This is a genomic window from Wolbachia endosymbiont (group A) of Philonthus cognatus, from assembly GCF_947251755.1.
Classification (GTDB): Bacteria; Pseudomonadota; Alphaproteobacteria; order Rickettsiales; family Anaplasmataceae; genus Wolbachia; species Wolbachia pipientis.
In genome coordinates, this window is record NZ_OX366388.1 from 101,461 (window position 1) to 126,907 (window position 25,447).

The window sequence follows — 25,447 nt, forward strand, 5'->3', positions numbered from 1 at the left end:
ATTAAGTAAAATTTAATTTTACTTTAGCATAGGTAAAATACAAGCATTTTGTTGTTCATCTGCTTTTATTGCCAGCAATAATCCTATGCATATTAAGCTTGCGGCAGTTGTACTTCCTCCATAGGACAGAAATGGCAATGGGTCGCCTATCACAGGTAAGAGGCCCATTGTCATTCCGATGTTTATAAAGAAATGAGCACTAAAAAAGGAGAAAATGCCGATAGATACCGACTTAGAAAAATAATTTTTCGACCTATAAGCGATAGAGAAAATTATTCCAAGTAATGAGGTATAAAGCAAAATTAAAGCCATGCTACCTAAAAAGCCCCACTCCTCACTCAGCACTGCAAAAGCAAAATCCGTACGTTTCTCCGGCAAAAATCCAAGTTGAGTTTGACTTCCGTTAACAAAGCCCTTACCAAGTAAACCTCCTGAACCAATAGCTATCTGAGATTGCTGCGCATTATAACCTATTCCAAGTGGATCCACTGATGAATCCAAAAATGACAATATCCTTTGCTTGTGATAAGGACGTAAAAAAGGCCAAATAGCTGGTACTGCAAAAATGCCAAGCGTTCCACATATTATCGAATGAGATCTTTTTATTATTGCTGTGAATATAATTGACATCCCTATAAATAACATTATCATAGCTGTGCCTAAATTAGGTTGCTTTAACACCAAGAACACGGGTAAGAAAATAATTATAAGTGCCTTAAGCAATCTTTTAAATTCCATCATTTTATATACACTCTGCTTATCAAAATAGCGAGCAAGCGCAAGTATTAAGCCTACTTTTGCAAATTCTGATGGTTGCAAACTAATTGATCCAATTCTTATCCACCTTGTTGCACCCATTATGTGTGAGCCAAAAAAATTTACTGCTAATAGTGAAATCGCTGCTGCTATATAAAAAAAGTAGGCGTACTTCAAATAAAAATCTAGCTCTATGAATGACATAGCTATAGCGAGTAGGAAAAAGAAGGAAAATATGACCAGTTGGTGAATCGCAAATGGCACCCACTTTCCTCCAGCAGAAGAGTATTGAACAACAATGCCAACGCAAAACAGCGCTATCACGTTAATGACTAATAACCAATGAATCTTCTTCAGCCTACCCACAATAAAGACCTTATAACCTTAAAGTATAGTAAAATATGAAACAAAGATAAAAATCAAAAAACCAACTTCTCAACTACTAACCGAATTGGAGTGCTATATATTCCAGTTACTACTGTTAAAGCTGCCATAAACAATAGACAGAAAAGCATAGGAAATGGCACATCATTAATTTTGCCTAGTGTCATTCTAGTGCGTGACGTTGCATCATTTTCAAAATACATTTTCTCTACCATCTTCCACATGTATATTAGTGCAAGAAAAGAACCGGCAGCAAAAGCTATCAGGGAAATCCACGCGCGAGATTCGATAATTGCTTTCATTATATACCACTTGCTTACAAAGCCATTTGTTAAAGGCACACCGATTAATGCTAAACTGAGTAGAGTGAACGCAAGTGCTGTATAAGGCATTGATTTCTTGAGTCCCGATAAATTCTCTATTTTTGTTGTATCAAATTTGTAAGAAATACATCCTGCAGCCATAAATAAAGATGTTTTTATTATGCTGTGGTTTACTATGTGAAGAATTGCTGCAAATACACCTGTTTTTGAGTTAAAACTCAGTGCTAAAATTATATAACCAATTTGGCTAATACTAGAGTGAGCAAGCAGTCTTTTTATGTCTTTTGCGGTTATTGCAAATATCGACCCAAATACAATAGCGCAAAGTGCGAGGATAATTATCACATTGTCCAGTAGCGGCTTAAACAAGAAAAAATTTTGATGAAAAACAGTATAAAAGATTCTGATGAAAACATATATCATCACTTTTGTCACTGTGCCTGAAAAGAATATGCTAATGAAACTTGGCGCCTCACTATATGCATTAACCAGCCACCTGCTTAATGGAAACAGTGCCATTTTGATTGAGAGACCAACAAAAATGAACAACGTGCCAAGTTTTATGATGTTGTTATCGTATAATGGAACTATTCTTTCAGCCATGTCAGACATATTGAGCGTTCCAGTCATTGAATACAAGAGCCCGATGCCAAATAAATAAAATGTTGCACCTATTGTTCCACTAATTAGATATTCAAATGCTGCAACCAAGGCTTTTTTATCCCTTCCCATTGAAACTAATACATAAGAAGAAAGAGATGAAATTTCCAAGAAAACGTAAAGGTTAAATATGTCGTTTGTTACTAGAATCCCGAGCAGTCCGCTTAAGCACAGTAGAAATAGAGAGTAAAAACCAGTGATTTTGTTTTTGCTAATCTCTTTTTCGTTAATATAAAAGCTATAAAGCACACTAATCAGCGCTATAAAATTCACTAGGGTTAGAATTAAGGAATTTAACACGTCGATTCTTAACTCTATTCCATACGGAGGAGCCCAATTTCCAAGGTGATAAGTTATAATTTCACCTTTATATGTTTTAATGAGTAGTATTGATGAAATGATAAGAGTGATTGTTGTTGCAATAAAAGAAATAAACCAAGATACCTTGTGTTTCTTGGCAAGAAAGCAAAACATTGATGCAATTATTGGGATAATAACTTGTAAGATTGGTAATTGCATTAAATTGTTGTTAATATATCGTTAAAGTATTAGTATATATAATACTTTTTGTTTTAATACCCTTATGTTATCTAAAATTTGTAATGCAATAAAACGCCTATTACGAAGAGAAGATAAATTTGTAGGAAGAGATGAAAATGGAAATTCTTACTATGAATCAAGTAAAGGAAAAAGGTGGGTTATGTATAGCAGTGTTTCTGAGCCTACAACAGTGCCTCCGGAATGGCATATATGGCTTCACTATACTGATAATGTAGTACCAGTTAATAATAAAAAAAGAAAAGTAAAACATACTCCTAATTTAACGGGTACAAAAAATGCATACTATCCAAACCAAAAAGTGAAAAATTACTATAAAAGCTGGAGTCCTGATAACTAAAGATGCGAAGGTCAAATATACTTGAAATAACCGCTGGATTATTTGTATTAATTTTTACTATTTTTCTGATTTTCTTTGCTATTGATAAGCTATCTTACATAAAGAAAAACTATAAGGATTGCTATAAAATATATGGTCTTTTTGCTAACGCTAACGGTATAGGAGTTGGTGATAGTGTCAAGATCTCTGGTGTAGATGTTGGAAGCATAACTGGTGTATCACTTGACAAAGCTACCTACGTAGCACGAATCGATATGTGTATAAGCAAAGACATAAAATTGCCAATTGATAGTTCAGCTCTGATCACTAGCAGTGGAGTTGTTGGCAGTAAATTTGTTAATATATCACCTGGATCAGATATTAAACTAATCTTGCATGGTGGTAAAATAGAGTATACTCAAGCTGAAGCAAATATGGGTGGAATAATGGACAGAATTCTTGGTATGTTTATAAAGTGAAAATGGCAGGATTCCAAGTATATCCGTTCAGGTAAAGCCTCCTGTAGTTCTAAAGTATTTAAGGAGTTTGCCTTATTTCTTGCCTTTTCTACCGCTTGCTTTGGGGTTTATAGTATAGAAAGTGCCTTAACAGTTGCAGTGCATGTCTATTAATGATAAAATGAAGATTAATTCATTTTGATATTATGATTGGTTTACTGTTTGCCGTACTATTGTTCCTCTGTGGTAGTGATGCACTTGCAAAACAGGAGCCACGTTCAATAGCTGGAGATAATCACATAAAGGTAATAAATTATAACCCACAGGCTATACATAAGTATACGGGTTTTTATGGTTATCAGTCCAGTATATTGTTTGAACCAGGGGAGGTAATACAAAACCTTTCAATGGGTGATTCAACTGGTTGGCAACTCCTTCCTCAAGGTAACAGATTGTTTATTAAGCCTATAGATGATATTGCCGATACCAACGCAACTATAATTACCAATAAAAGAGTTTATTACTTTGAACTTCATGCTGAAGAAGCAACTGGACTAGATGATCCAAGATTAGCATATGAAGTAAGGTTTCTTTATCCACTATTTAGCAGTGATGAGATTTACACAACAAATAACGGTGATATCCTCGAACAAGCTAGTCATACCATTATTCCTGATATAAACGATATTGAAGTTGTAAAGAAGGGTTTAAATTTTAATTATTCCATCTCGCACGTTAAAGGCAGTCAGTCAATAATACCAATCAAGGTTTTTGATGATGGAAAATTTACATATCTACAATTCAATAAAATAAACTCTGATTTCCCGGCAGTTTTTATGGTTGATTCTGCAGGATATGAGTCTTTAGTAAATTTCCGTACAGTTGACACCTATCTGATAATCGAAAGGGTAAGTTCAGTATTTACCTTAAGGAATGGATCGAGTACAGTTTGCCTATTTAATGAAAACATGCCTTTCAAAAAAGGTAAGTGATTACTATCTAAAGGCTATAATGCCCGAGATATGGGTGCAAAGTTTTTTCTATGATGTTCTGTAATTCCATAAAGGCCAATAGCGTTAAGGTGCTCTTTTGTCCCATATCCTTTATTTTTATACCAATTATATTCAGGATGCTTATTGTGCAATTCTTGCATAAGCCGATCTCTCGTAACTTTTGCAACGATTGAAGCTGCTGCAATTGATGTACTCAAATTATCACCATTTACTATGGATTTCACTTGCCATTTCACTTCAGGTGGTTGATTACCATCAACTAGCACATAATCTAACTCTAGGTCCAAGTCTATCAACGCACGTTTCATTGAAAGTTTTGTTGCTTGCAAGATATTGTATGAATTTATTTCTTCTACGCTTGCCATTCCTATACCAAATTTTGCAACGGATATTATTTTTTCATATAGGACTTGCCTACATTGAGGAGTCAACTTTTTCGAGTCGTTGATTCCATCAATAATTGTATTTCTATCAATAAACACTACGGCTGCGGATATTACTGGACCAGCTAGCGGACCTCTTCCAACTTCATCCACTCCTGCTATCACTCCTGATAATTTATTTTCTAATGTAAAGTCTGGGTATTTCATAGGTTTTTATAATAAGAAAGTTATAGTAAAAACTGAACAGATAATAGAAATTATCCAAAATTTCATAACGATTGCATTTTCTGACCATCCCTTCTTCTCAAAGTGATGATGTATTGGTGCCATAAGAAAAACTCTTTTTCCTTCTCCATATTTAAACTTTGTATATTTAAAATATGATATCTGAATAATAACAGATAGAGTCTCTATTACAAAGATTATTCCAATAATGGCAAAAAGCATTTCTCTTTTAATTAGGACACTAGTTAACCCTAAAGCCGCACCTACCGACAAGCTACCAACATCACCCATAAATATTTTTGCTGGATGTGTGTTAAACCACAAGAAACTTAGAATAGCTCCTATAAATGCAATGCAGAATAAAGTAATATTCATATCTGCCTGAGTTATATATGCAATTAGCCCCAAAAAAGCAAAGGAAGTGATAACTTGAGTTGCAGCAAGGCCATCCAAACCATCTGTGAGATTCACAGCATTAGAAGAGCCGACAATTACAAACGCAGCAAACGGAACATATAGATAGCCAAAATCTATTATTACTCCTTTAAATAGGGACGTTTTTGTAAAACCTTCAGCAGAGTATAGCTTAAGTATAAACACACCAACCAGAGCAACAATAAACTGAATAAGTATTTTGGTTTTTGCACTTAAACCTCGATAGTGATTTGTCTTCAATTTTAAATAATCATCAATAAATCCAAGTAGAGCAAAAAATAGAGTTATCAATATCAGCAGCAAAATTTCTGGTGTTAACTGAGCCCAGAGTAAAATTGGTAATAAAGAAGAAATCAGTATTATTATTCCGCCCATAGGTGGTACATTCTTTTTTGTTATTAAATGACTTTCTGGTCCACATGATCTAATTGGTTGCCCATCTTTGCTTATTTTTTTTAGAAGCTTTATAAAATAGGGAAAAAGAATAAACCCAAAAACAAATGAGGTAAAAAATACTTTTGTAGCTAAGATCATCTGCTTACTTAAATTGACTAAGTGTCATACCACCTATAGCTAATAAAGTCAACTTCTGTCATCCTATAGCCTGACCCACAACTGTACGAACATTGTGATTTGGGCCCATCAGTAGGGTGTCATCCCAGTCTGGAATCCACAACTGTACGAACATTGTGATTTGGGCCCATCAGTAGGGTGTCATCCCAGTCTGGAATCCACAACTGTACGAACGTTGTAGTTTGGACCACCAGTGGGGTGTCATCCCAGTGCCCAGACACTGTTTCTATGCAACTTAATTAAAAACGTTTGTTTTAGTGTAAGACAATTACCTTTAGCTTATCAGCTCAGTTATAAGCAAAATTTCTGGATTACAGACTGGAATGACACCATTTGCTGTGCAATTTACCTTCAAAAATGAATGTTCGTACAGTTGTGAACCTGTGGCAGGTATTACATAAGAGCATTTCCCTCTTCTAAATTAAAACGCACTTTTGCCTCCTTTGCAGTCTATACTTTAGATGTATTTAATTTACAAATACTAATTATTTATTAATAATGGTGATATGTAAATATAGTTATAAAATAATTGTTACACTTGAATTCCTTCCTGGTTTCTGTTGTTATCAGAACATTTAAAACACTTTAAGAAAGCTGCTTAGTTAAATTAACTTAGACAAGTAAATAGCAGTTTTGCAGCCTGTTTTTATGAATGATGATAAAATGTTGTAGCCAAATGCGCTTTCAGCATTGTGCTGAATTGCAATATCTTTGTGCTCTAACTCCTCGTCGCGAAATTTACTTATAGTTTCTCTTAATTCCCCATCTTCTAAATGTGAAACTTGCTCTTTGTAGTGCTCCCCGATAACTTCTTCAACTGCAGCAGTGCAAGCCATAGCAGCTTTTTTGCCCATAATGGCAGTTGCAACGCCAAGCGACACTCCTAAAACACGCCAAACAGGCAACAAAACAGTAGGACGAACTTTTTGCTCTTTGATTTTCTCATTAAAATAGTGAAAATGCTTTTTTTCCTGCTCTTCCATTTCAATTATTTCATTGATTATAGAAGATTTCTTAAGAATAAATTTTTGACCAGAATAAATGCAAATAGCTCCATATTCTCCAGCGTGATCTACTCTAATTGCCTGTTGCAAGAACTGATTGTTGCTGTACCTTAAATTATTTAGATTTCTTTCTTTCTCCACAATACACCTTACCTGATACGAACAGAGCTACTATGAGATAAATTAGATTCCATGTTGCTAAGGAAACACCTAGAACGTAATGAGGTCTGTCACAAGATGGAGAGTAATTAGGATTTAGTAGATTATTTCTGAGCTCTTCTATACTAACGTTACCACTTGCTTGCTCTGTACAACCTAAAACATCATGAAATAAGTGGAGTTCAAGACCTACATGATAAAAAGATATTACTGCACCTATGAGGTAGCTGCAAAACATTGCATAGATTAGAATTTTGTTGTCTTTAAGCATGCACGCTACTGCAAGTAATCCGGCGATATAGTAAACTATTCGCTCGTATGTACATAACTTGCATGGCAGCATGTTGAAAAAATATTCTAGCACATATGCAAAAATTAGAGCAGCGGCACTCGACAGCAGAAAGATTGCAGGAATTCTGGAATTATTACACATAACTTTAAGTAAATTACCCCTGAAAGTATAAAGCAGAGTATTCATTTTACATAGGGATTTTTATTTTTTTTCAAAAGCAATCTAACTGGCACACCGTCTGCAAAGAAATTTTTTCTGAGATCGTTAATTAAATAGCGTTTGTAACTTTCATCAACACTTTCAGGTATGTTACATATCAAAGAAAAAGCTGGAGGTTTAGTACCAATTTGAGCGATATACTTCATTTTAACTGCTTTGCCTTTTACAAGAGGGTGAGAATGTTTTCCTACAGCATCTATGAGCCACTTATTCAGTTTTGCAGTGCTGATCTTCTTGTTCAAGGATTCACTCACTTCAAGACACTTATCTATCACATCACCGCAGCGCATGCCTTTTAACGCAGAAATTGTTATAGTTGGCACTTCCAAGAATAACCTGGTTACTTCCTGTTGTTTGACAAATTTTATTAACCTGCTTCTGTCATCCTTACCTATTAAATCCCACTTATTTAAAACAACAATAATCCCTTTCCCTCCCTTAATTGCAGCTTCACCAATTGATAAATCCTGCTGCTCAATACCAACTAGGGAGTCTAGCATTAAAACTACCACATGAGAGCGCTTGATTGATTCCATGCTTTTCTCAACAAATCTTGATTCTAAGCCATCTACAACATTCGCCTTTCTGCGGATTCCGGCAGTGTCAATTAGAGTAATTAACTCTCCATCATGATCATATGTAATATCCACAGAATCACGTGTGGTACCTGGCTCTGAACTTGTTATTAGTCTGTTTTCTGCAAGTAAACCATTTAAAAAAGTTGATTTTCCAACATTCGGACGGCCGATGATCGCGATCCTCAGCCTACTCAGTTCATTGTTAGGTAACTCAGTGTTCTCGTTAAAATTTTCAATAACACCAGCTAATGCATCATAAAGATCAACCATGCCAAGATTATGCTCGGCAGAGATATACACCGGGCCAAGAAAATCAAAAAACTGCAAATAATCAACATTTTCGGATTTATGACTCTCGCATTTATTTGCTACTAGTATTACAGGTTTATTTATTTTTCTCTTCAGCCACTTTGCAAACTCTTCATTTCGCTCATTTTGCACTTTTGCATCAACAAGAAAGAAAATTATGTTTGAATTGGATAAAGAAAATTCGATTTGTTCAATAACTTGTAGTGAAAAATTAGTTTGGTCGTTCCATCCTCCTGTATCTATAACTTTAAACTCCAAATCGCTAATTCTCCCCATTCCCTCTCGCCTATCCCTTGTCACTCCTGGAATGTTACTCACTACTGCTGCTTTTCTTCCTACTAATCTGTTGAATAGGGTCGATTTTCCAGCATTTGGTAGGCCTACTATGGCGATTTTTAGCATAATTCAAGGGCATGTTCTATATGAAGTAAATTATAACCGAAACTTTTCAATTTAACTATTGACTTCGTAGATTATATAAGCATACTACAGTTAGAATTTTTTATTTCGTTATGTAAAATATGGGGTAGTTATGCTAGTGTCAGAGCAAATAGAGAGTGTAGATAGAGAAGAATTAAAGCAACAAAATCATATACATAAAGATACAGAGTGTTCGGAAGAGACGACAATATATGGGCATATTAATCAACATATGGAAAAAAACATCTCAAATACATTGCATGAAATATATGATGCTCTTATGTCATATAACGAATCGGAACAGTCAATGACGTCAACTTAAGAACTTTCATTAGCAAACTCTCCTAAAGACATGATGGCGTTTAGGCTTATCTACTTTATTGCGGCTGTCCCGGTCGGATTTTAACTTTAGCGCGTATACTTAAAAAGGGCTTGAAAGTTTTTTGGTGCAATAAGTACCTGATAGAGTTTCTGTCTCATTACACTAAATAAAACTGAAAAATTTAAACGATACTCAGTAATTTGATCTGGGTTCCAAGGCCCTTGTGCATCACATATATGAAGCGATAATATATTGCACATGACCAAGTTTGCCCAAAATTCTTGTAATACAGCCTCTCCAGAAAAATTCTCTAACTCTGCTCCTACTTTGAGTCGTTTCCTCTATGTGCCACCTTAACACATAAGCTTTGCTCCAAAGTCTCGGTCAAAAACTCTGTTTCTCAGTTGGCTAATGTCAGCACTATAACTCTTACTTTCTGTCCTTTCATTTTATTTTTTAGCTTTTCATTTTCTAATATAAAATCAAAATCTAATTCGCCAGCGTTCCCATAGCTTACTATAATTTCTTTTTTGCAAGCGAAAAATAAAATCTACTTCCAAATCATAATGCTGCTGAATGAATTTTACTGAAGACGATCATAGATAAATAATAATTTCTCTTGATTTAATAAACGCATTTGAGTGATAACTTCGGGTAATTGCTCTGCCGCCAACGTTTGTTCACCTATATTCCAAGCTGCAAGACGAGCACTACAAATCAGCGAAGTACACAAATCAACAAACAAATTGCCAATGGTGCCTGTTGTTCCATTTGGTTCAAATTCGGATACAATTTCCCCAGAGCTGGGTAATCTCATACCAGAACCATCTGCTGCAATAAGTCTATAGCCTCTCCAACTCAGGTTCATCCTGATAGGCTGTTTGGATGCTTAAATTCTTGAAAGCCTGTATGGCAAATCTTATACCTTGCTTTAGAAAAAGCTTGCTTTGAGGGTACATGTCAATGGCTCCATAAGTTCACATTCTATTCCCAAACTTTTTTTAACTAATACCAATTCTCATTGTTGTCCAGTCAAATAGGAAACATTGCAGAGTTGTTTAATTGTGGAGCTGGCAAGAGAAGTAATAAATTTGCACAAAGCACCCTCAAGTAGAGCAATTGTATCGTATATTTTATTGCGCAAAATGTTCTGTTTTATATATAACCAAAGCCTCTCAACAGGATTTAGCTCAGGTGAGTATGGAGGTAGGTATATAATGTCGATATTTTTAGGTACCTTTAAATTTTTTGACCTATGCCAACTAGCACAGTCCATAACGAGAAAAGCCTCTCGTGTTTCTAGATATTGCGAAATTTGCTCAAGAAATATGTTCATGCAATCAGTGTTGACATTTGGTGCAAATAAGCTAGAACTCTCTCCATTTCTAGGATTAACTGCGCTATAGAGATAGAAATTTTGCCTACCTAATTTTGTTTTAACCTGTGTTCTAATCCCCTTTTTAAACCACCCATGTCCAACTTTTGAATGTGTGCCAAACCGTGATTCATCAAAGAAAAATAGCTCTTTTTCTGGATACTTGCTAATAGCTCCATTGAGATTTTTTTTTGAATTCCTCTTGTTTGCTTTTATCTTGTCCATTATGAACTGGTCTTGGTGTAATATATGAGAATTTCATCTTTTGCATATGGCGGTGTACTGTAGATTTGCTGATATTTAATCCGAACTTTTCCTGGATTCTTATTCTCATTTCTTTAATGGTGATATTAGGATTTTCTTCTATCCACTCTTCAATTTGCTGTAGTTGAGCCTGATTTAATTTAGTTTTTCTACGACGTTGTGAAGGAGCAAACAGTTTTTCTTCTCTGCCAATTTTCAAGAGTTTTACCCACGAAGTTAGTGCGCTTCTTGAAATGCAATATATTTTTGCTACAGCCGTTATACTGTACTTTTTTGCTGCAACTACAGCATTTAGTTTTTTTGAAACATATGCATTATTCCTTACTTTCTTCAGCATTTCTTTTGCTGATTCTACTACTTTTTCATCCAATAATTTTGATCTTAATGCCATTTAAACCTCGCTATTTTACTTACTTCAGTATGGCTTTTCTTCCATCATTGTCCATCTGTTTGCCCTGTAATGGGAATTGGTATAAGAGGTTGTCCGGAAACAGGTAAAAGGCTATGATATTTGAAATTTTAGTATGGGGTAAAGATGAGAAAAAAGTATCCAACAGATCTAAGTGAAAGGGAATGGGCACAAATAGAGAAGTACTTCAGAGTATCATACAAAAAAGGAGGAAGACCGCCAAAATATAGTAAAAGAAAAATGTTAGAGGGAATTTTCTATGTATTGCGTACAGGGTGCCAATGGCGGTATTTACCAAATGATTTTCCGCTATGGAAGACTGTATATGAGCAGTTTAGGCAATGGAAGAAACAGAGGATTTTTGAGAAAATGAACTATGATATCACTAAATATAGTAGGTCAAAAATGGGAAGAAATGAAGAGCCGAGCGCATGCATAGTGGACAGTCAGTCGGTAAAAACCACGGAAAAAGGGGGGTCAAAGGTTATGATGGTGCGAAAAAGGTAAAGGGGAGAAAAAGACATATAATTACAGATACTCAGGGTTTTATACTAAGTTGTTACGTAGGAGCTGCTAATGAAAATGATAGAGATGGTATTAAAATAGCATTAAACAATATGAGAACAAAATATACTAAAGTAAAAAAAATGTGGGCTGATATGGGGTACCAAGGAAAAGATTTAAAAACCCATATAGAGGAAGAATATGGCATAGATATTGAAATTGTGAAAAGGCCTCCATGTAGGTTTTGGGTGCATAAAGATACACCACTAGAACTATTGCCACAACGGGATCCTGGATTTTTAGTACAGCCGAGAAGGTGGGTGGTAGAAAGGACTTTTGCTTGGATCAATAGGAATAGAAGACTATCAAAAGAGTACGATTTACTTACAACATCTACTGAAAGTTTCATATATCTGGCTATGAGTAGGGTTATGTTACGGAGGGAATATGCCTAAGTTTACTTGTTTCCGGACAACCTCTAAGAGGTTGTCCGGAAACAAGTAAAAGGCTATAATATCTGAAATTTTAGTACGGGGTAAAGATGAGAAAAAAGTATCCAACAGATCTAAGCGAAAGGGAATGGGCAAGAATAGAAAAACACTTCAGAGTATCATACAAGAAAGGAGGAAGGCCGCCAAAGTATAGCAAAAGAGAAATATTAGAAGCAATTTTCTATGTATTGCGTACAGGGTGTCAATGGCGGTATTTACCAAATGATTTTCCGCTATGGAAGACTGTGTATGAGCAGTTCAGGCAATGGAAGAAGCAGGGAATTTTTGAGAAAATGAATTATGAAATTACAAAATATAGTAGAAGAAAAATAGGAAGGAATGAGCAGCCGAGTGCCTGTATAGTAGATAGTCAATCTGTAAAGACTACAGAAAAGGGGGGATCAAAGGCTATGATGGAAGTAAAAAAGTAAAGGGTAGAAAAAGGCATATAATTACAGACACTCAGGGTTTTATACTAGGTTGTTACGTAGGCGCTGCTAACGAAAATGATAGAGATGGTATTAAAATAGCATTAAACAATATGAGAACAAAATATACTAAAGTTAAAAAAATGTGGGCTGACATGGGATACCAAGGAAGAAATTTAAAGAATCACATAAAGGAAGAATATGACATAGATATTGAAATTGTTACAAGGCCTCCATGTAGATTTTGGGTGCACAAAGATACGCCACCTGAGCTACTACCAACAAGAGAACAAGGGTTTAAAGTACAGCCAAGAAGATGGGTTGTAGAAAGGACTTTTGCTTGGGTTAATAGGAATAGAAGGCTATCGAAGGAGTATGATTTACTCACAACATCCACTGAGAATTTCATATACCTAGCTATGAGTAGGGTTATGTTAAAGAGGGAATATGCTTGAATTTACTAGTTTCCGGACAACCTCTTATACCAATTCCCATTACAGGGCAAACAGATGGACAATGATGGAAGAAAAGCCATACTGAAGTAAGTAAAATAGCGAGGTTTAAATGGCATTAAGATCAAAATTATTGGATGAAAAAGTAGTAGAATCAGCAAAAGAAATGCTGAAGAAAGTAAGGAATAATGCATATGTTTCAAAAAAACTAAATGCTGTAATTGCAGCAAAAAAGTACAGTATAACGGCTGTAGCAAAAATATATTGCATTTCAAGAAGCGCACTAACTTCGTGGGTAAAACTCTTGAAAATTGGCAGAGAAGAAAAACTGTTTGCTCCTTCACAACGTCGTAGAAAAACTAAATTAAATCAGGCTCAACTACAGCAAATTGAAGAGTGGATAGAAGAAAATCCTAATATCACCATTAAAGAAATGAGAATAAGAATCCAGGAAAAGTTCGGATTAAATATCAGCAAATCTACAGTACACCGCCATATGCAAAAGATGAAATTCTCATATATTACACCAAGACCAGTTCATAATGGACAAGATAAAAGCAAAAAAGAGGAATTCAAAAAAAAATCTCAATGGAGCTATTAGCAAGTATCCAGAAAAAGAGCTATTTTTCTTTGATGAATCACGGTTTGGCACACATTCAAAAGTTGGACATGGGTGGTTTAAAAAGGGGATTAGAACACAGGTTAAAACAAAATTAGGTAGGCAAAATTTCTATCTCTATAGTGCAGTTAATCCTAGAAATGGAGAGAGTTCTAGCTTATTTGCACCAAATGTCAACACTGATTGCATGAACATATTTCTTGAGCAAATTTCGCAATATCTAGAAACACGAGAGGCTTTTCTCGTTATGGACTGTGCTAGTTGGCATAGGTCAAAAAATTTAAAGGTACCTAAAAATATCGACATTATATACCTACCTCCATACTCACCTGAGCTAAATCCTGTTGAGAGGCTTTGGTTATATATAAAACAGAACATTTTGCGCAATAAAATATACGATACAATTGCTCTACTTGAGGGTGCTTTGTGCAAATTTATTACTTCTCTTGCCAGCTCCACAACTAAACAACTCTGCAATGTTTCCTATTTGACTGGACAACAATGAGAATTGGTATTAGTATTAACTAAATTCTAAACTAACTGTGCTATAATGAAAAAGATAAAACTCGGAATACTAATTTCAGGTAGGGGGTCGAATATGCAGGCCTTAATAGAAGCATGTCAAGATCAGAATTTTTCCGCAGAAGTTGCATGTGTTATCACAAATAATAGCGAAGCTGCTGGTCTGAAAATAGCAGAGCAAGCAGGAATCTCAGCGTTTATTGTTAAAGATAAACCGCTTGATGCTGGTAAAATTCACGAAATACTTGTTCAACATAAGGTTGATTTAATTTGCCTTGCAGGGTTTATGAGAATTCTCAAAGCTGATTTTCTGAGTAAATGGCATAACAAGGTGATAAATATTCATCCCTCTTTACTTCCGTCTTTTAAAGGCCTAAACGCTCAAGAGCAAGCTCTAAAAGCAGGTGTAAAAATTACAGGTTGTACTGTACATTATGTCACTCCTGAAGTTGATGCTGGAGCCATAATTGCTCAAGTTGCTGTGCCAGTGTTACTAGCTGATGATATTCAAAGCCTCTCAGAACGCATTCTAGCTGAGGAGCATAAGTGCTATGTAAAAGCAGTAAGATCAATAGCAGAAAGTATTAATTATTGACCCTGAGCGTTTTTTCCAACTTCAACGAAAAATAAATTTTCGGGTTCCAGTAAAGAACTTGCCAGCTCGTTTACTTTTTCTAGCTTTACGTCATTAATGAGACTTACAAAATTATTTAGACGATTAATATCGCGATTACGTACCTGCATACTAGCCAAGAACACTGCTGTGTTTGCGTTATTAGATAGGGAAAAGATAAAATTATTTACCATACTAATTTTTGTATCTTTAAATAATTGTTCATCAATTCCTTCCTTTTTTATCCTGCTCAATGTATCTCTTATTGCAGATATGGATTGACTGGCAGTAGAGCTATCAGTACTTAAACCTCCGGCTATAATATTTGCATGCGTATAACTAGCCATAGAGGCACTAATACCATAAGTAATTCCAAGATTTTGCCTTAGCTCTTTCATCAGCACTGAATTCAGCCCCATACCACCAAGCGCATTAACCAAAACTTGAGCATTATAGTAGTCTGGATCTTCATAAGCTATACCTTTTTGAGCAAAAAGTATCACACTTTGTGGTATATCCATAAAAATGTTCTTACTTTCTGCAGAACCAAAATCATTTTTCACAGGTATTTTTCTCACTTTTGATCTTTTTGACGGCAATTTAGATAAATATTTATCTAATAGCGTAATAATTTCTTCTTTTTTTGCACAACCAGCAACACTGATAACTATGTTATCTTTAGCAAAATTACGCTTTATGTATGTTAAAACATCGTCTCTAGTAATGCTCATTATAGTATCAAGAGTACCGTACACACTTTTTGAGTAAGGATGTTTTTTAAACAATAACGTATCTAATTCTTTTCCAGCAACAAAATAAGGATTTTTTTCAAGATTATTAAAATCAACTTTGGCTTTCTCGAAAACTCTATTCAACCCTTCAGGGTCAACTTTAGGACGTATTATAGCATCGCTAAGTAGTGAAATACTTTCTTCTAAATTTTCAGAGAAAGTTTCTAATGACACTCCGAAACTTTCTAAATCGGGGTAAAAAAGTAAATTTATTCCTTTGATCTTCAGTTTTTTTGCAAAATCCTTAGCGTCATTTTCTCCTGCCCCTTCTTGGATTACAAGAGAAGTAAACCAAGCAAGCCCCTGTTTTTCTGCACTCTCATACACATAACCTGCATCTTTAAATGATATATTCAGTGAAACTTTTGGTAAAGCACAGTTTTCGACAAATAAAAACTTAAATCCTTTACGGGTAGTGACCTCCTCTATATTTAAGCTACCACTTGCTTGTAAATTAAAGCTTAGGCAGAAAAAAAACAGAAGTACAAATTTACTTATTCTCATTGTTATCTCCTTTTGGTAATAAACGACCAATTAACTTATTGGAAGAAAAGATAGTACGAATTTTGTTATTTACATCCTCTAAATTAACATCATCTATTTTGCTATATGAAATATCTATTTCATCAAGTGGAATACCAAGTGCAAGGTGTGGCACATAGAACATCGCTATATGAGTTAAGTCAGATAGATTATCAAACTGTGCTGCTTTGTATCTATATTTCGAGCTTTGCAACTCCTCATCCGTTATTCCTTTAGACATGAAGTTATTAATAGCATTATCTAACTCTCTTTCAACAATATCTAAATTAACTCCGCTTTTTGGAATGACCTGAATATCAATGTAGCCATCACTAAAAGCTAGGCTATTATAATAAGCAAACACTGATACTGCCACATCTTCATCTAAAACCAGATCATTATACAGTTTGCTGGATTTGCCGCCACCTAAAATTTCAACCGCTAAATGAGCAGCGGAAGCTTCATTTATATGCTCAAATAAGGGTACACGATAACGAAAATATAAAACTGGTTCTTTTACTTCAGTGCTCTCTAAGGTCACCGATAGACCTGCATTATGCACTGGATCCTGATTTGGGTAATTTCTCATTACAGGCTTAGCTTTAATTTCGCCATATTTTTCTTCTGCTAATTTCACTACTTCATCAAGTTCCACATCACCCACAATCAGCAATATTGCATTACCAGGGTGATAATAACTATCGTGAAACCTCACTATGTCATCCTGATTGTAAGTTTTGATATCGCTCTCCCAGCCAATAACAGATCTACCATAGCCATTACGGTAAAATGCACTATCCATTTCTTCCCACAACAAGTTATGAGGTTGGTTATCAAATCTCATTTTTCTTTCTTCCAGTACAATGTTTTTTTCTCTATCTATTTTGTCTTGAGTAACATTAAAGCTGCCCATTCTATCTGCTTCAACTTCCATTGCCAGTGGTAAATCTTTTTTGGGGACTAACTCATAATAACAAGTATACTCTTTAGTGGTAAACGCGTTAAATTGAGCCCCAATGCTACTCATAGTGGCTTCTATATCTGTGAACTTTCCTGTAGTTTCAAACATTAAATGTTCAAAGTAGTGAGCCAATCCTGCTTTGCCGATTGGATCATCCATTCCCCCAACTTTGTATATTACTGCATGTAAAACGGCTGGAATCCGATGATTAGAAACAACATAAACATCTAGTCCGTTACTGAGTTTAGTATATTTTATGTTGTGCTCTATGTTTAAAGCATTCGAAGAAATTGGGTAAGTAAAAAAAAGTACAGGTAGTATAAGAAAACTAAAAAACTTATGAAGCATTATTTCGACCTAATATAAAAACAATTATTTTATTCCTCATTTTGTTTAGAAATAAGCATATCGTATATATACCACTTATATAACAATGTAAACATTCCACAAACTATAGATAAATCTGCTAAATTAAAGGCTGGCCAATACCAATCATCAATATGAAAATATATGAAATCATATACAGCTCCCCAATAGATCCTATCAACTACGTTTCCGATTGCTCCACCAATCATCAGAGAAAAACCAAGGTAAGTTGACTGATCGTCAGACTTGTATATCAAATATGCAAGTATACCAATTATTAGTATTGAAAATGCTGAAAAAAAGAAACCGCCATGTGGTAAAGCGCTACACATTCCAAAACTAATACCTGAATTCCAAACTTCAACTAGTTTTATAAAACTAGCGATCTCAATTGATTCTCCTTCATCAATCAATGAGTTTATGTACAATTTGCTCGTTTGGTCAATCAATACTATAATTAATATAACAACTAAGCATAACTTTTTCATAAATTTGCCTTTAACCTATAAACTTTAAGTATATCATAATTTATCTGTTTTGTTAACTCCTCAATACTATGGAATTTTTTTTCTGACCTTATGAATTTTAAAAGTTGTATATTGACTTTATGACTATATACGTCTTCATCAAAATCGAATATGTGCATTTCTATTATAGGCTTTTTCAGATCCTTAAAAGTAGGTCTCATACCAATATTGACTACTCCATATAACCAATTTGGATTACTATCAGGAAAAGTCACTCTAGCGTAATATGTGCCAAACTTAGGTTTTATCATGCAATCTTCTATAGGAATATTTATGGTTGGAAATCCTATTTCTCTACCTCTACATGCACCTTTTGTCACAACACCAGAAACTTGATAAGGCCTGCCGAGCAATTTATTAGCAATTTCTATTTCGCCCCTTTGTACATACTCCCTTATTGAAGAAGAAGAGCAAATTTTGCCGTCAATTGTTAATGGCTCTAATTTAGTCAAAGAGTATCCATATATTTCAGAATATTTCTCTAGAGTTAATATATTACCCAATCGTTTATGACCAAAAGTGCAATTTTCTCCGACAATTATGTGTTTAGCGCCATATTTATCTATTAAAATCTCACTGATAAAGTCATCGCAGCTAACCTCAGAAAAACCTCTATTAAAATTAATAATATATAAGTAATCTATACCATAGCTGCTGATTAGTTCCTTTTTTTGTTCTTGGTCTATTAACCTAAAATTGTTTCTACCAAATAAAACAGTTGATGGGTGAGGCTCAAAAGTTAAAACTGCAGAGGGTAATCCTCTTTCTTGTGCTACCTTCTTTAGAGTAGAAATTGCAAACTCGTGTCCTAAATGAATGCCATCGAAATTTCCGAAGGTTAGTGCTATATTATTTTCTATCCCTTGCTCACAATTATAAATAATTTTCATACAATTTGATGTTTTTACATGTTTCTTATATATAATAACTATATTTTAGTAAGCTACGGAGATAAATTGTGAAAAATGTTGTGATATATGTAAAGAAGGGCTGTCCATACTGCATAAGGGCAAAGGATTTACTAGATAAAAAAGGTGTGAAGTATGAAGAAATTGATGTGCTCAAAAACTCAGATCTATTTAACGACATAAAATCAAAGTATAACGTTAGAACAGTTCCACAGATTTTTATCAACGATAAGCACATTGGGGGGTGTGACAAATTGATGGATCTTTAAAAAGAAGGAAAGTTGGATGATATACTAAATAATAATGACAATCACACTGATGTCACAACCTACACAAACAGCAATGATGAATGTGGAGAGTGTGTTATACCACATGATGATTTTATGTAACTTTTTATCTTGTTTTGTCGTGTAATACGTAAATGAAAACTAGTATGCTCACTTTAAACAATTCTTAATGAATTAAAAATACAATTCATTCAGTGAGTTTTTTTAGTGGGAAAAAATGACAAAAAATATTTCAATTATTAGCAGAAACTTAATTAGTATCGAATTAGTTAACAAACAAGATTTAGAGAATTTCATCAAGATTTTCACAGTGCTTGATAAACATATAGCAGCTAAAACACTTTTTACAGAAGAAGTAAGAATAGAGTATAAACAACACAACGGCATAGAAGTTGTTGAATTGCTAAAAGATACAGACTTTACATATCATGAGGTTGAAAATGTATTGAACCACCTGAGTAAACATGGAATGAAGGTGCCCAGCAGTGTTATAGCACACACCCTTTTTGCTGCATACAATCATGCACTTGAATTTAAGGATGTAGCATTTTCCTTTTCTGAAGGCTCTCCACAATTTAACATCAGAGTGAGTAAGAACACCTTCATAATAACTCCTATGAGTGAGGAGAATTTGGAATTGAATTCACAAAGTAGCAAGAAATTAATAGAGTCGTTACAGAGCGAAAAAAATATTTATGATTGTATAGTAGAAGAAAATACCATTAAAGTTATAGTGCATTCTGAAATACATCAAGCTATAAATTTGATTATAAAATCACTGATAAAGTCTCGCCTTTTAGCAAAAGAGGAAGAAGGAAAATTCAAAGAGAAATTGAGACAACTTGCTTTTAAGGATCAAGCTTTTGTTGAGTATTCCAGTATCAAAACCATCAGTAGGTATCCACATAATCATCCTCTGAGAAAGCATGAAAGTGTTACTAAGGATATAGAAAATATTTTATGTGATTTCATAGCAAATGAGAATAGCGAGTTCGCTATAGAGCGGTTAAATAGGCTGAGCTCAGCAGTTTCTCCGGATACTCCAAGAATCATCACTAAAACTATAGATAAACTTGTTAAGTTTCACTAAGATATACGAGAGCCAATAGATTTCTTGTATTACCTTTTGTCATCCAAGTAGCCAAGGCTACTTGGTTCTTTTTTTGGGTTCCAGCTATGTACATAGCTGTATGAACATTGTAGCCGTTATTCAAGTAGCCCGCAGAAGCGAAAAACTTACTTGACAAACTCCGCCAACTCCCTTATCATGAAACTGAAGCTATTTATTTATCTTCTCTGTACAGATTAAATGACAAAAAAACTCACGTATCTGGCGTCTCATGTTTAATTTTTTGCACTATGTGCACCTTATGTCTTTATAAAACTTCTAGGTTTTTACCTAATATAAGCTAAAATGCGCTTATAAAGCATTTAAAACATAAAAAAACGCCAACTTAAAAAATGGATAGTGAATAACTAGCTACCCTAGGGTTTCTTTTGCCTTTTTTTCTGTTTAGTAAGTTTCTTAATGTTTATAATTTAGATTAGTTGCGGCTTAAAAGCAACTGAATCGCGGTTATTAAACGTTTAGAATAAAAAAACGCCATACTTGAAAGTATAATGTAAGTAATTAGCCAACCACGGGGCTTCTTTTGCCTTTTTTTGTTTGGTAAATTTTTTAACATTTATAGCTAAACGACAACCGTCATCCCACTACTTGTTAGCGGGATCTAGAGATACCGCGAATGAATCGCGGTATGACGGTTCGTGGCGGTATGACGGTTCGCGGTGGCATGACGTAGAATTTTATACTCACCAACTCAGTATTCCAACCTGGATTGTATCTTATCGGTAAAAAAGAAGAGCTATTTTAGGAAGTTTTTATAGGACTAAAACCAAAGAAAACTTGCATATAAGTTTATCAAGATGTAAAATTGAAGTTATTTTAAAAGAATAGGTTAATTATGAATCTTGTAACAAAATCTGCTATCGATTTTACTGCTTCATCTGTTCTCTCTGACGGAGAAATTGTTGATGATTTCTGTCTGAGTAAGCGCATAAAAAATAAGTATGCTGTCCTTTTTTTCTATCCACTTGATTTTACTTTTGTTTGCCCAACTGAATTGATATCGCTCAATAATAGAATAAATGAGTTTGCAAAGCGTGGTGTTGAAGTGATAGGAATAAGTGTAGATTCAAAATTTTCACATTATAAATGGCGAAACACTCCAGTTAATGATGGTGGTATTGGAGAGATTAGCTACACTTTAGTGTCTGATATCAAAAAGTCTATATCAAGAGACTATGGGGTCTTATATGATGACTCAATTGCGCTGAGAGCAACTTTCGTTATTGATGATAAATTTATTGTACGTCATCAATCGATAAATGATTTGCCTTTAGGGCGTAATATCGATGAATTCGTTAGAATCGTTGATGCAATTAAACATAATGAAGAGCATGGTGAGGTGTGTCCAGCAGGGTGGAAAAAAGGTAAGCCAGCAATGCAGGCAAGCGATGAAGGAGTAGCTGATTATCTAAACTCATACAGTGAAGAATTATAAATTTAGTACAAAAGTTCTTATTATTGGATCTGGGGCAGCGGGTTATGCTGCCGCTATATATGCAGCACGTGCAAACTTAGAGCCAATTGTAGTAACGGGAATGCAGCCTGGTGGTCAGCTTACAATTACTACAGATGTTGAAAATTATCCTGGTTTTGTTTCAGTACAGGGTCCAGAACTAATGGAGCAAATGAGGTTGCATGCAGAAAAGGTTGGAGCAAAAATAATAGATGATGAGATAAAAAGCGTTGAACAACTTGAGGACTTTAATGAGTATAGATTTAGATCTTCTGGTAATATCAATGACTACTATTCAGATGCAATTATCATTGCATCTGGTGCGCAAGCGAAGTGGCTTGGTTTAGAAAGTGAAAAGAAATTTCAGGGTTATGGGGTTTCAGCTTGTGCGACTTGCGATGGTGCATTTTTTAGGAATAAAGTTGTAGCTGTGATTGGTGGTGGAAACACTGCTGTTGAAGAAGCAATATTTTTAACTCGATTTGCCAAAGAAGTGATATTAATACACAGGCGTGATAAATTAAGAGCGGAAAAAGTAATGCAAGATAGGCTCTTTAAAAATGATAAAATAAAAGTAATGTGGAACCATACCGTAGAGCAGATTCTTGGAGAAGAAAATCCAAAAAGGGTTGCTGGTATTGCGATTAAATCAGCAGAGATCGATAAAACCCAAGAATTAAAAGTGGATGGAGTGTTCATTGCAATCGGGCATGCACCAAATACGGGTATTTTTAAAGGCTTTGTTGAAATGGATGAGCAGGGTTACATCATTACAAAACCTGGAACAACTTTAACTAGTAGGGCAGGAGTGTTTGCTGCAGGTGATGTTCAAGATAAGGTATATCGTCAAGCAGTAGTTGCAGCAGGAACAGGATGCATGGCTGCGCTTGATGCAGAAAAGTTTTTGGAGTCGTAGTTAATTCTAGGATTTTAGATAAATTGCTTGCAATTTTCCTTTTCTTTTACATAATTATATTAGTAAATCATTAATAAAGAGGGTTTAGTATGCCTTATAGAAACGGTGTAGCATATTATGGAGCTTATGGAGGTGGTGATAACACGGCATCGCAAGCTCGAAATCCGACAACTTCAAGACAGCTAAGTGAATCAACAAAACAGCTATTTAAGGCTATTGATGATGGAAACCTAGAAGATTTTAAAGAAGCTCTGGCAGAGGGTGCGGATGTTAATGCGTTTGATAAAGAAGGCATGACACCTTTGATGTCCATAGTTACTAATTTGTCTGCAGGCTCTGAAACAGAAAAAGAATATCAGAATATGATTAGGTTGCTCCTACTGCACCGGAGCATAGATGTTAATATTTCTGAACAAAATAATAACAATACAGTTTTGCATCTAGCAATGTGCTTTCAACAAAAGAAAACTTTACAACTCTTACTAAGTCATCCAAACATAAACACTTATCTAACCAATAAAAACCATCAAAATCCTGAGGAATGTGCTAGACAAAATCGTGCTGGGCATTTGATAATAGAAATACAAAAAGCACAGAAAGGAAAAGAATTATTAGCTGCTCTTTCTAGCGGAAATATTTGCCAAGCGAAAACACTATTGAATCAAGAGCTTCATCCTAATTGCTGGAGAAGAACCCAAGATGGAAGAATAAAAACACCACTTAGCTTAATTATTCGATTATGTTTACGAACGATAACAGAAGATGAAAAAGAAGTATTGACAAAACTTTTAAAACATAAAGACCTAGATTTTAGTTACGAGCAGTATGCACAATTAAAGCAAACAATTGAACAAGCTATTCAGAGCCGATTAACTGATACTATTAATAGAAAAGATTTAGATAATGTGAAAAAATTAGTAAAAGATAATTGTTTTATAAATCGTGCAGTTGTTACTGCTGCATTGGGGGGTGTTGATAATCCAGTTAACTCTATTAAAGATTATTTAAATGAAAAATTTCCTGCAAATACGAATAATATACCAGAAGATTTTGAGAAGTTTTTACAAGGGCTTGAAAGAACAAAAGCTCAACTTGTAGAGAAAGAGCAAGAGCTAACGAATAAAACTAGCAAAATTTCACAATTAGAAAAAGATTTAAGGCAGGAAAAATCGGCTCAAAAAATAAAAATCAATGATCTAAATAGTGAAGTAACTCGACTTAATAGAATTGTGTATGGAAGAGCAAGTGACACTGTTGAAATTTCACAATTAAGAGAGATTTGAAACAAGTAAGGGAAGAAAGAGATAGGCTTTCATCAGAAAATAGACTGCTCCGTACTAAAAGTCTGAGTAATAAAAACGAAAAACCCTCGCAAGCAATTTCTTCTGGTAGAGAACAAAGCAACTACGCTTATGCTTCTTTTGTGTTGTCTGGAGCGTTTGCTGTTGGTGCATGTTTAACAATACCTAATTTGGAAATATGTATTCCACTTGCTGTAACTGCATTTGCCTTTTTTACAATTGGATGCTACTTTTCATACAAAGCAAACACAATACTTAGTGATGTTGAAAGCACTCAGCTTGGTGGTTTAGAACGAAGTTAAAGTTTTGATTTCTTCTCCAGGCCCTGCTGAAAATTTTTGTACATGTTAAAAACATCTTGATAATTGAGGTGAGTGTAAATTTGAGTAGTTTCCAGGCTTGAGTGACCAAGCAGTTGTTGTATTGATCTTATGTCAATATCTTCCTGAAGCAAATGAGTAGCAAAACTATGGCGAAATGCATGTGGAGATAAAATTTCTGGTAAATTTAACATTCTCCTTATTTTTTGCAAACGATTGGCCACATAAGTTCTTCCCAATTTTTTTCCTCTTACTCCCACAAAAAGATGTTGTGCTTCATCAAGGTAAGGACAGGCTTTTACATATTCTTGTATACACTTTTTTACTACCGGAAGAATGAATACCTGCCTTTGTTTATCTCCCTTACCTGTTACTATTAAACTTTCATTGTTAATATCACTAACCCTAAGGTTCAACGCTTCACTGATTCTTAAGCCTGTACTATATAGCAGGACGATAATCGCAATTTCTCTTTTTACCACCCAAGATTCGCCCAGATCGGATAGTTTCATTTCTTTCAATAAAGTTTTTATATCAGGTATTGATAATGCTTTGGGCAAAGTTCTTCTCTGAATTGGCCTTGATAAGGAAAATACAGCTTCATTGTCTATATTGTGGTTATTTTTTATGTACTTGAAGAAATTTCTGATTACTGAGAGTGCTCGAGTGTTGGATCTTGCGTTTACACCTCTTGCGTAACGAGAGGTAAGCCAACTTCTTAACTCAGGTACGCTCAATTTTTCCAAAGTGCCGACATTTACTTCTCCACCAATGTGAGTATTTAGGAAACTTATAAGATCCTTCAAGTCCCTCATGTATGACTCTAAAGTGTTTGGTGAATAAGATCTGTTGCACCTCAGCCACTCATACCATTTTTCAATGATTGAACCGAGGTCCAC

Annotated in this window: 26 protein-coding genes and 3 pseudogenes; 15 read left to right on the forward strand and 14 right to left on the reverse strand. The window is 34.7% G+C overall.

Annotated elements, in window-relative coordinates:
• Positions 1-18: 18 nt before the first annotated feature.
• Positions 19-1,122, reverse strand: coding sequence for a rod shape-determining protein RodA (rodA, locus tag OPR21_RS00535; RefSeq protein ID WP_236515121.1), 1,104 nt, complete (start codon positions 1,120-1,122; stop codon positions 19-21).
• Between the two features lie 53 nt (positions 1,123-1,175).
• Positions 1,176-2,642, reverse strand: coding sequence for a proton-conducting transporter transmembrane domain-containing protein (locus OPR21_RS00540; RefSeq protein ID WP_065094850.1), 1,467 nt, complete (start codon positions 2,640-2,642; stop codon positions 1,176-1,178).
• 64 nt (positions 2,643-2,706) lie between these two features.
• Between OPR21_RS00540 and OPR21_RS00545 the strand changes: the two genes are divergently transcribed.
• The 3 genes from OPR21_RS00545 to virB9 all read left to right on the forward strand — a co-directional run bounded on the left by OPR21_RS00545 (position 2,707) and on the right by virB9 (position 4,450).
• Entirely contained in the window at positions 2,707-3,021 is a 315-nt protein-coding gene (locus OPR21_RS00545) for an NADH-ubiquinone oxidoreductase subunit NDUFA12 family protein (RefSeq protein ID WP_006280055.1), read from the forward strand.
• A 2-nt stretch (positions 3,022-3,023) separates the two neighbouring features.
• Positions 3,024-3,479: an outer membrane lipid asymmetry maintenance protein MlaD gene (gene mlaD, locus OPR21_RS00550; RefSeq protein ID WP_006280054.1), complete on the forward strand. Its 456-nt coding sequence runs from the start codon at positions 3,024-3,026 to the stop codon at positions 3,477-3,479.
• 185 nt (positions 3,480-3,664) lie between these two features.
• The gene (gene virB9 / locus OPR21_RS00555) at positions 3,665-4,450 is read left to right on the forward strand and encodes a P-type conjugative transfer protein VirB9 (protein ID WP_006280053.1); all 786 of its coding nucleotides are present in this window, start codon (positions 3,665-3,667) and stop codon (positions 4,448-4,450) included.
• 14 nt (positions 4,451-4,464) lie between these two features.
• Here virB9 and OPR21_RS00560 read toward each other — a convergent pair whose 3' ends face one another.
• From OPR21_RS00560 to OPR21_RS00575, 4 genes are all read right to left on the reverse strand, one after another.
• A complete protein-coding gene (locus OPR21_RS00560; RefSeq protein WP_015589381.1) occupies positions 4,465-5,061 on the reverse strand; it encodes a ribonuclease HII in 597 nt (198 codons plus the stop codon).
• A gap of 6 nt (positions 5,062-5,067) precedes the next feature.
• Complete coding sequence (gene mraY, locus OPR21_RS00565; RefSeq protein WP_065094848.1) at positions 5,068-6,048, reverse strand: phospho-N-acetylmuramoyl-pentapeptide-transferase; 981 nt, start codon at positions 6,046-6,048, stop codon at positions 5,068-5,070.
• Between the two features lie 641 nt (positions 6,049-6,689).
• Positions 6,690-7,232: a demethoxyubiquinone hydroxylase family protein gene (locus OPR21_RS00570; protein ID WP_006279362.1), complete on the reverse strand. Its 543-nt coding sequence runs from the start codon at positions 7,230-7,232 to the stop codon at positions 6,690-6,692.
• Positions 7,207-7,650, reverse strand: a complete 444-nt coding sequence (locus OPR21_RS00575; protein WP_320157061.1) for a disulfide bond formation protein B — start codon at positions 7,648-7,650, stop codon at positions 7,207-7,209. The genes OPR21_RS00570 and OPR21_RS00575 overlap by 26 nt, the downstream gene beginning before the upstream one ends.
• Between OPR21_RS00575 and OPR21_RS00580 the strand changes: the two genes are divergently transcribed.
• Positions 7,592-7,714, forward strand: a complete 123-nt coding sequence (locus tag OPR21_RS00580; protein ID WP_265030318.1) for a hypothetical protein — start codon at positions 7,592-7,594, stop codon at positions 7,712-7,714. The genes OPR21_RS00575 and OPR21_RS00580 overlap by 59 nt on opposite strands.
• Before the next feature lie 10 nt (positions 7,715-7,724).
• On the opposite strand, the gene der is transcribed toward OPR21_RS00580, so the two are convergent.
• Positions 7,725-9,050 (reverse strand): ribosome biogenesis GTPase Der, encoded by a 1,326-nt coding sequence (der, locus tag OPR21_RS00585; RefSeq protein ID WP_010963041.1) that lies wholly within the window; start codon positions 9,048-9,050, stop codon positions 7,725-7,727.
• 130 nt (positions 9,051-9,180) lie between these two features.
• On the opposite strand from der, the gene OPR21_RS00590 reads away from it, so the two are divergent.
• On the forward strand, positions 9,181-9,390 hold the full coding sequence (locus OPR21_RS00590) for a hypothetical protein (protein ID WP_015589377.1): 210 nt from the start codon (positions 9,181-9,183) through the stop codon (positions 9,388-9,390).
• A gap of 9 nt (positions 9,391-9,399) precedes the next feature.
• On the opposite strand, the pseudogene OPR21_RS00595 reads toward OPR21_RS00590, so the two are convergent.
• Positions 9,400-10,405: pseudogene (locus OPR21_RS00595) on the reverse strand (transposase); the annotation flags it as partial.
• 3 nt (positions 10,406-10,408) lie between these two features.
• Positions 10,409-11,420 (reverse strand): IS630 family transposase gene (locus tag OPR21_RS00600; protein WP_265029988.1). Its coding sequence is split into 2 segments (ribosomal slippage): positions 10,409-10,957 and positions 10,959-11,420, totalling 1,011 coding nucleotides; the frame shifts between segments, so codons are not numbered across the junction.
• 144 nt (positions 11,421-11,564) lie between these two features.
• Here OPR21_RS00600 and OPR21_RS00605 point away from each other — a divergent pair.
• The 4 genes and pseudogenes from OPR21_RS00605 to purN all read left to right on the forward strand — a co-directional run bounded on the left by OPR21_RS00605 (position 11,565) and on the right by purN (position 15,049).
• Positions 11,565-12,397 (forward strand): IS5 family transposase gene (locus OPR21_RS00605; RefSeq protein ID WP_265029708.1). Its coding sequence is split into 2 segments (ribosomal slippage): positions 11,565-11,931 and positions 11,931-12,397, totalling 834 coding nucleotides; the frame shifts between segments, so codons are not numbered across the junction.
• An 86-nt stretch (positions 12,398-12,483) separates the two neighbouring features.
• Positions 12,484-13,316 (forward strand): annotated as a pseudogene (locus OPR21_RS00610) (IS5 family transposase).
• A 109-nt stretch (positions 13,317-13,425) separates the two neighbouring features.
• A protein-coding gene (locus OPR21_RS00615) for an IS630 family transposase (protein ID WP_265029892.1) occupies positions 13,426-14,437 on the forward strand; the annotation gives its coding sequence in 2 pieces (ribosomal slippage) (positions 13,426-13,887 and positions 13,889-14,437; 1,011 coding nt in all).
• Positions 14,438-14,482: 45 nt separating this feature from the next.
• Complete coding sequence (gene purN / locus OPR21_RS00620) at positions 14,483-15,049, forward strand: phosphoribosylglycinamide formyltransferase (protein ID WP_077188224.1); 567 nt, start codon at positions 14,483-14,485, stop codon at positions 15,047-15,049.
• Here the strand turns inward: purN and OPR21_RS00625 are convergent.
• The 4 genes from OPR21_RS00625 to ribF are packed head-to-tail and all read right to left on the reverse strand — an operon-like array spanning position 15,043 to position 19,124.
• The gene (locus OPR21_RS00625; RefSeq protein WP_265029989.1) at positions 15,043-16,362 is read right to left on the reverse strand and encodes a M16 family metallopeptidase; all 1,320 of its coding nucleotides are present in this window, start codon (positions 16,360-16,362) and stop codon (positions 15,043-15,045) included. The genes purN and OPR21_RS00625 overlap by 7 nt on opposite strands.
• The gene (locus OPR21_RS00630) at positions 16,349-17,689 is read right to left on the reverse strand and encodes a M16 family metallopeptidase (protein WP_265029990.1); all 1,341 of its coding nucleotides are present in this window, start codon (positions 17,687-17,689) and stop codon (positions 16,349-16,351) included. Before OPR21_RS00630 ends, OPR21_RS00625 begins: the two co-directional genes overlap by 14 nt.
• A 29-nt stretch (positions 17,690-17,718) precedes the next feature.
• A complete protein-coding gene (gene lspA / locus OPR21_RS00635; protein ID WP_006279329.1) occupies positions 17,719-18,195 on the reverse strand; it encodes a signal peptidase II in 477 nt (158 codons plus the stop codon).
• The gene (gene ribF / locus OPR21_RS00640; protein ID WP_010082493.1) at positions 18,192-19,124 is read right to left on the reverse strand and encodes a riboflavin biosynthesis protein RibF; all 933 of its coding nucleotides are present in this window, start codon (positions 19,122-19,124) and stop codon (positions 18,192-18,194) included. Before ribF ends, lspA begins: the two co-directional genes overlap by 4 nt.
• 68 nt (positions 19,125-19,192) lie before the next feature.
• Between ribF and grxC the strand changes: the two are divergent.
• From grxC to OPR21_RS00670, 6 genes and pseudogenes are all read left to right on the forward strand, one after another.
• Positions 19,193-19,531: pseudogene (gene grxC, locus OPR21_RS08485) on the forward strand (glutaredoxin 3).
• Between the two features lie 115 nt (positions 19,532-19,646).
• Positions 19,647-20,519 (forward strand): hypothetical protein, encoded by an 873-nt coding sequence (locus OPR21_RS00650; RefSeq protein WP_007550039.1) that lies wholly within the window; start codon positions 19,647-19,649, stop codon positions 20,517-20,519.
• 874 nt (positions 20,520-21,393) lie between these two features.
• Entirely contained in the window at positions 21,394-21,993 is a 600-nt protein-coding gene (locus OPR21_RS00655; RefSeq protein ID WP_012673206.1) for a peroxiredoxin, read from the forward strand.
• Positions 21,980-22,927 carry a thioredoxin-disulfide reductase gene (gene trxB, locus OPR21_RS00660; protein WP_264329504.1) on the forward strand — a complete coding sequence of 316 codons (948 nt, stop codon included), beginning with the start codon at positions 21,980-21,982 and terminating at the stop codon, positions 22,925-22,927. The genes OPR21_RS00655 and trxB overlap by 14 nt, the downstream gene beginning before the upstream one ends.
• 89 nt (positions 22,928-23,016) lie before the next feature.
• Positions 23,017-24,210: an ankyrin repeat domain-containing protein gene (locus OPR21_RS00665; RefSeq protein ID WP_265029992.1), complete on the forward strand. Its 1,194-nt coding sequence runs from the start codon at positions 23,017-23,019 to the stop codon at positions 24,208-24,210.
• Entirely contained in the window at positions 24,207-24,530 is a 324-nt protein-coding gene (locus OPR21_RS00670) for a TomO hydrophobic C-terminal domain-containing protein (RefSeq protein ID WP_265029993.1), read from the forward strand. Before OPR21_RS00665 ends, OPR21_RS00670 begins: the two co-directional genes overlap by 4 nt.
• Here the strand turns inward: OPR21_RS00670 and OPR21_RS00675 are convergent.
• The gene (locus OPR21_RS00675; protein ID WP_174516027.1) at positions 24,527-25,447 is read right to left on the reverse strand and encodes a tyrosine recombinase XerC; all 921 of its coding nucleotides are present in this window, start codon (positions 25,445-25,447) and stop codon (positions 24,527-24,529) included. The two genes, OPR21_RS00670 and OPR21_RS00675, sit on opposite strands and share 4 nt — an antisense overlap.

What these genes read in the sequence shown, in the direction of transcription:
- OPR21_RS00540 (WP_065094850.1), bottom strand. Translation starts at nt 2,642, where the DNA reads ATGCAATTACCAATCTTACAAGTTATTATCCCAATAATTGCATCAATG.
- OPR21_RS00545 (WP_006280055.1), top strand. Translation starts at nt 2,707, where the DNA reads ATGTTATCTAAAATTTGTAATGCAATAAAACGCCTATTACGAAGAGAA.
- mlaD (WP_006280054.1), top strand. Translation starts at nt 3,024, where the DNA reads ATGCGAAGGTCAAATATACTTGAAATAACCGCTGGATTATTTGTATTA.
- virB9 (WP_006280053.1), top strand. Translation starts at nt 3,665, where the DNA reads ATGATTGGTTTACTGTTTGCCGTACTATTGTTCCTCTGTGGTAGTGAT.
- OPR21_RS00560 (WP_015589381.1), bottom strand. Translation starts at nt 5,061, where the DNA reads ATGAAATACCCAGACTTTACATTAGAAAATAAATTATCAGGAGTGATA.
- mraY (WP_065094848.1), bottom strand. Translation starts at nt 6,048, where the DNA reads ATGATCTTAGCTACAAAAGTATTTTTTACCTCATTTGTTTTTGGGTTT.
- OPR21_RS00580 (WP_265030318.1), top strand. Translation starts at nt 7,592, where the DNA reads ATGTTGAAAAAATATTCTAGCACATATGCAAAAATTAGAGCAGCGGCA.
- der (WP_010963041.1), bottom strand. Translation starts at nt 9,050, where the DNA reads ATGCTAAAAATCGCCATAGTAGGCCTACCAAATGCTGGAAAATCGACC.
- OPR21_RS00590 (WP_015589377.1), top strand. Translation starts at nt 9,181, where the DNA reads ATGCTAGTGTCAGAGCAAATAGAGAGTGTAGATAGAGAAGAATTAAAG.
- purN (WP_077188224.1), top strand. Translation starts at nt 14,483, where the DNA reads ATGAAAAAGATAAAACTCGGAATACTAATTTCAGGTAGGGGGTCGAAT.
- OPR21_RS00625 (WP_265029989.1), bottom strand. Translation starts at nt 16,362, where the DNA reads ATGAGAATAAGTAAATTTGTACTTCTGTTTTTTTTCTGCCTAAGCTTT.
- OPR21_RS00630 (WP_265029990.1), bottom strand. Translation starts at nt 17,689, where the DNA reads ATGCTTCATAAGTTTTTTAGTTTTCTTATACTACCTGTACTTTTTTTT.
- lspA (WP_006279329.1), bottom strand. Translation starts at nt 18,195, where the DNA reads ATGAAAAAGTTATGCTTAGTTGTTATATTAATTATAGTATTGATTGAC.
- ribF (WP_010082493.1), bottom strand. Translation starts at nt 19,124, where the DNA reads ATGAAAATTATTTATAATTGTGAGCAAGGGATAGAAAATAATATAGCA.
- OPR21_RS00650 (WP_007550039.1), top strand. Translation starts at nt 19,647, where the DNA reads ATGACAAAAAATATTTCAATTATTAGCAGAAACTTAATTAGTATCGAA.
- OPR21_RS00655 (WP_012673206.1), top strand. Translation starts at nt 21,394, where the DNA reads ATGAATCTTGTAACAAAATCTGCTATCGATTTTACTGCTTCATCTGTT.
- OPR21_RS00665 (WP_265029992.1), top strand. Translation starts at nt 23,017, where the DNA reads ATGCCTTATAGAAACGGTGTAGCATATTATGGAGCTTATGGAGGTGGT.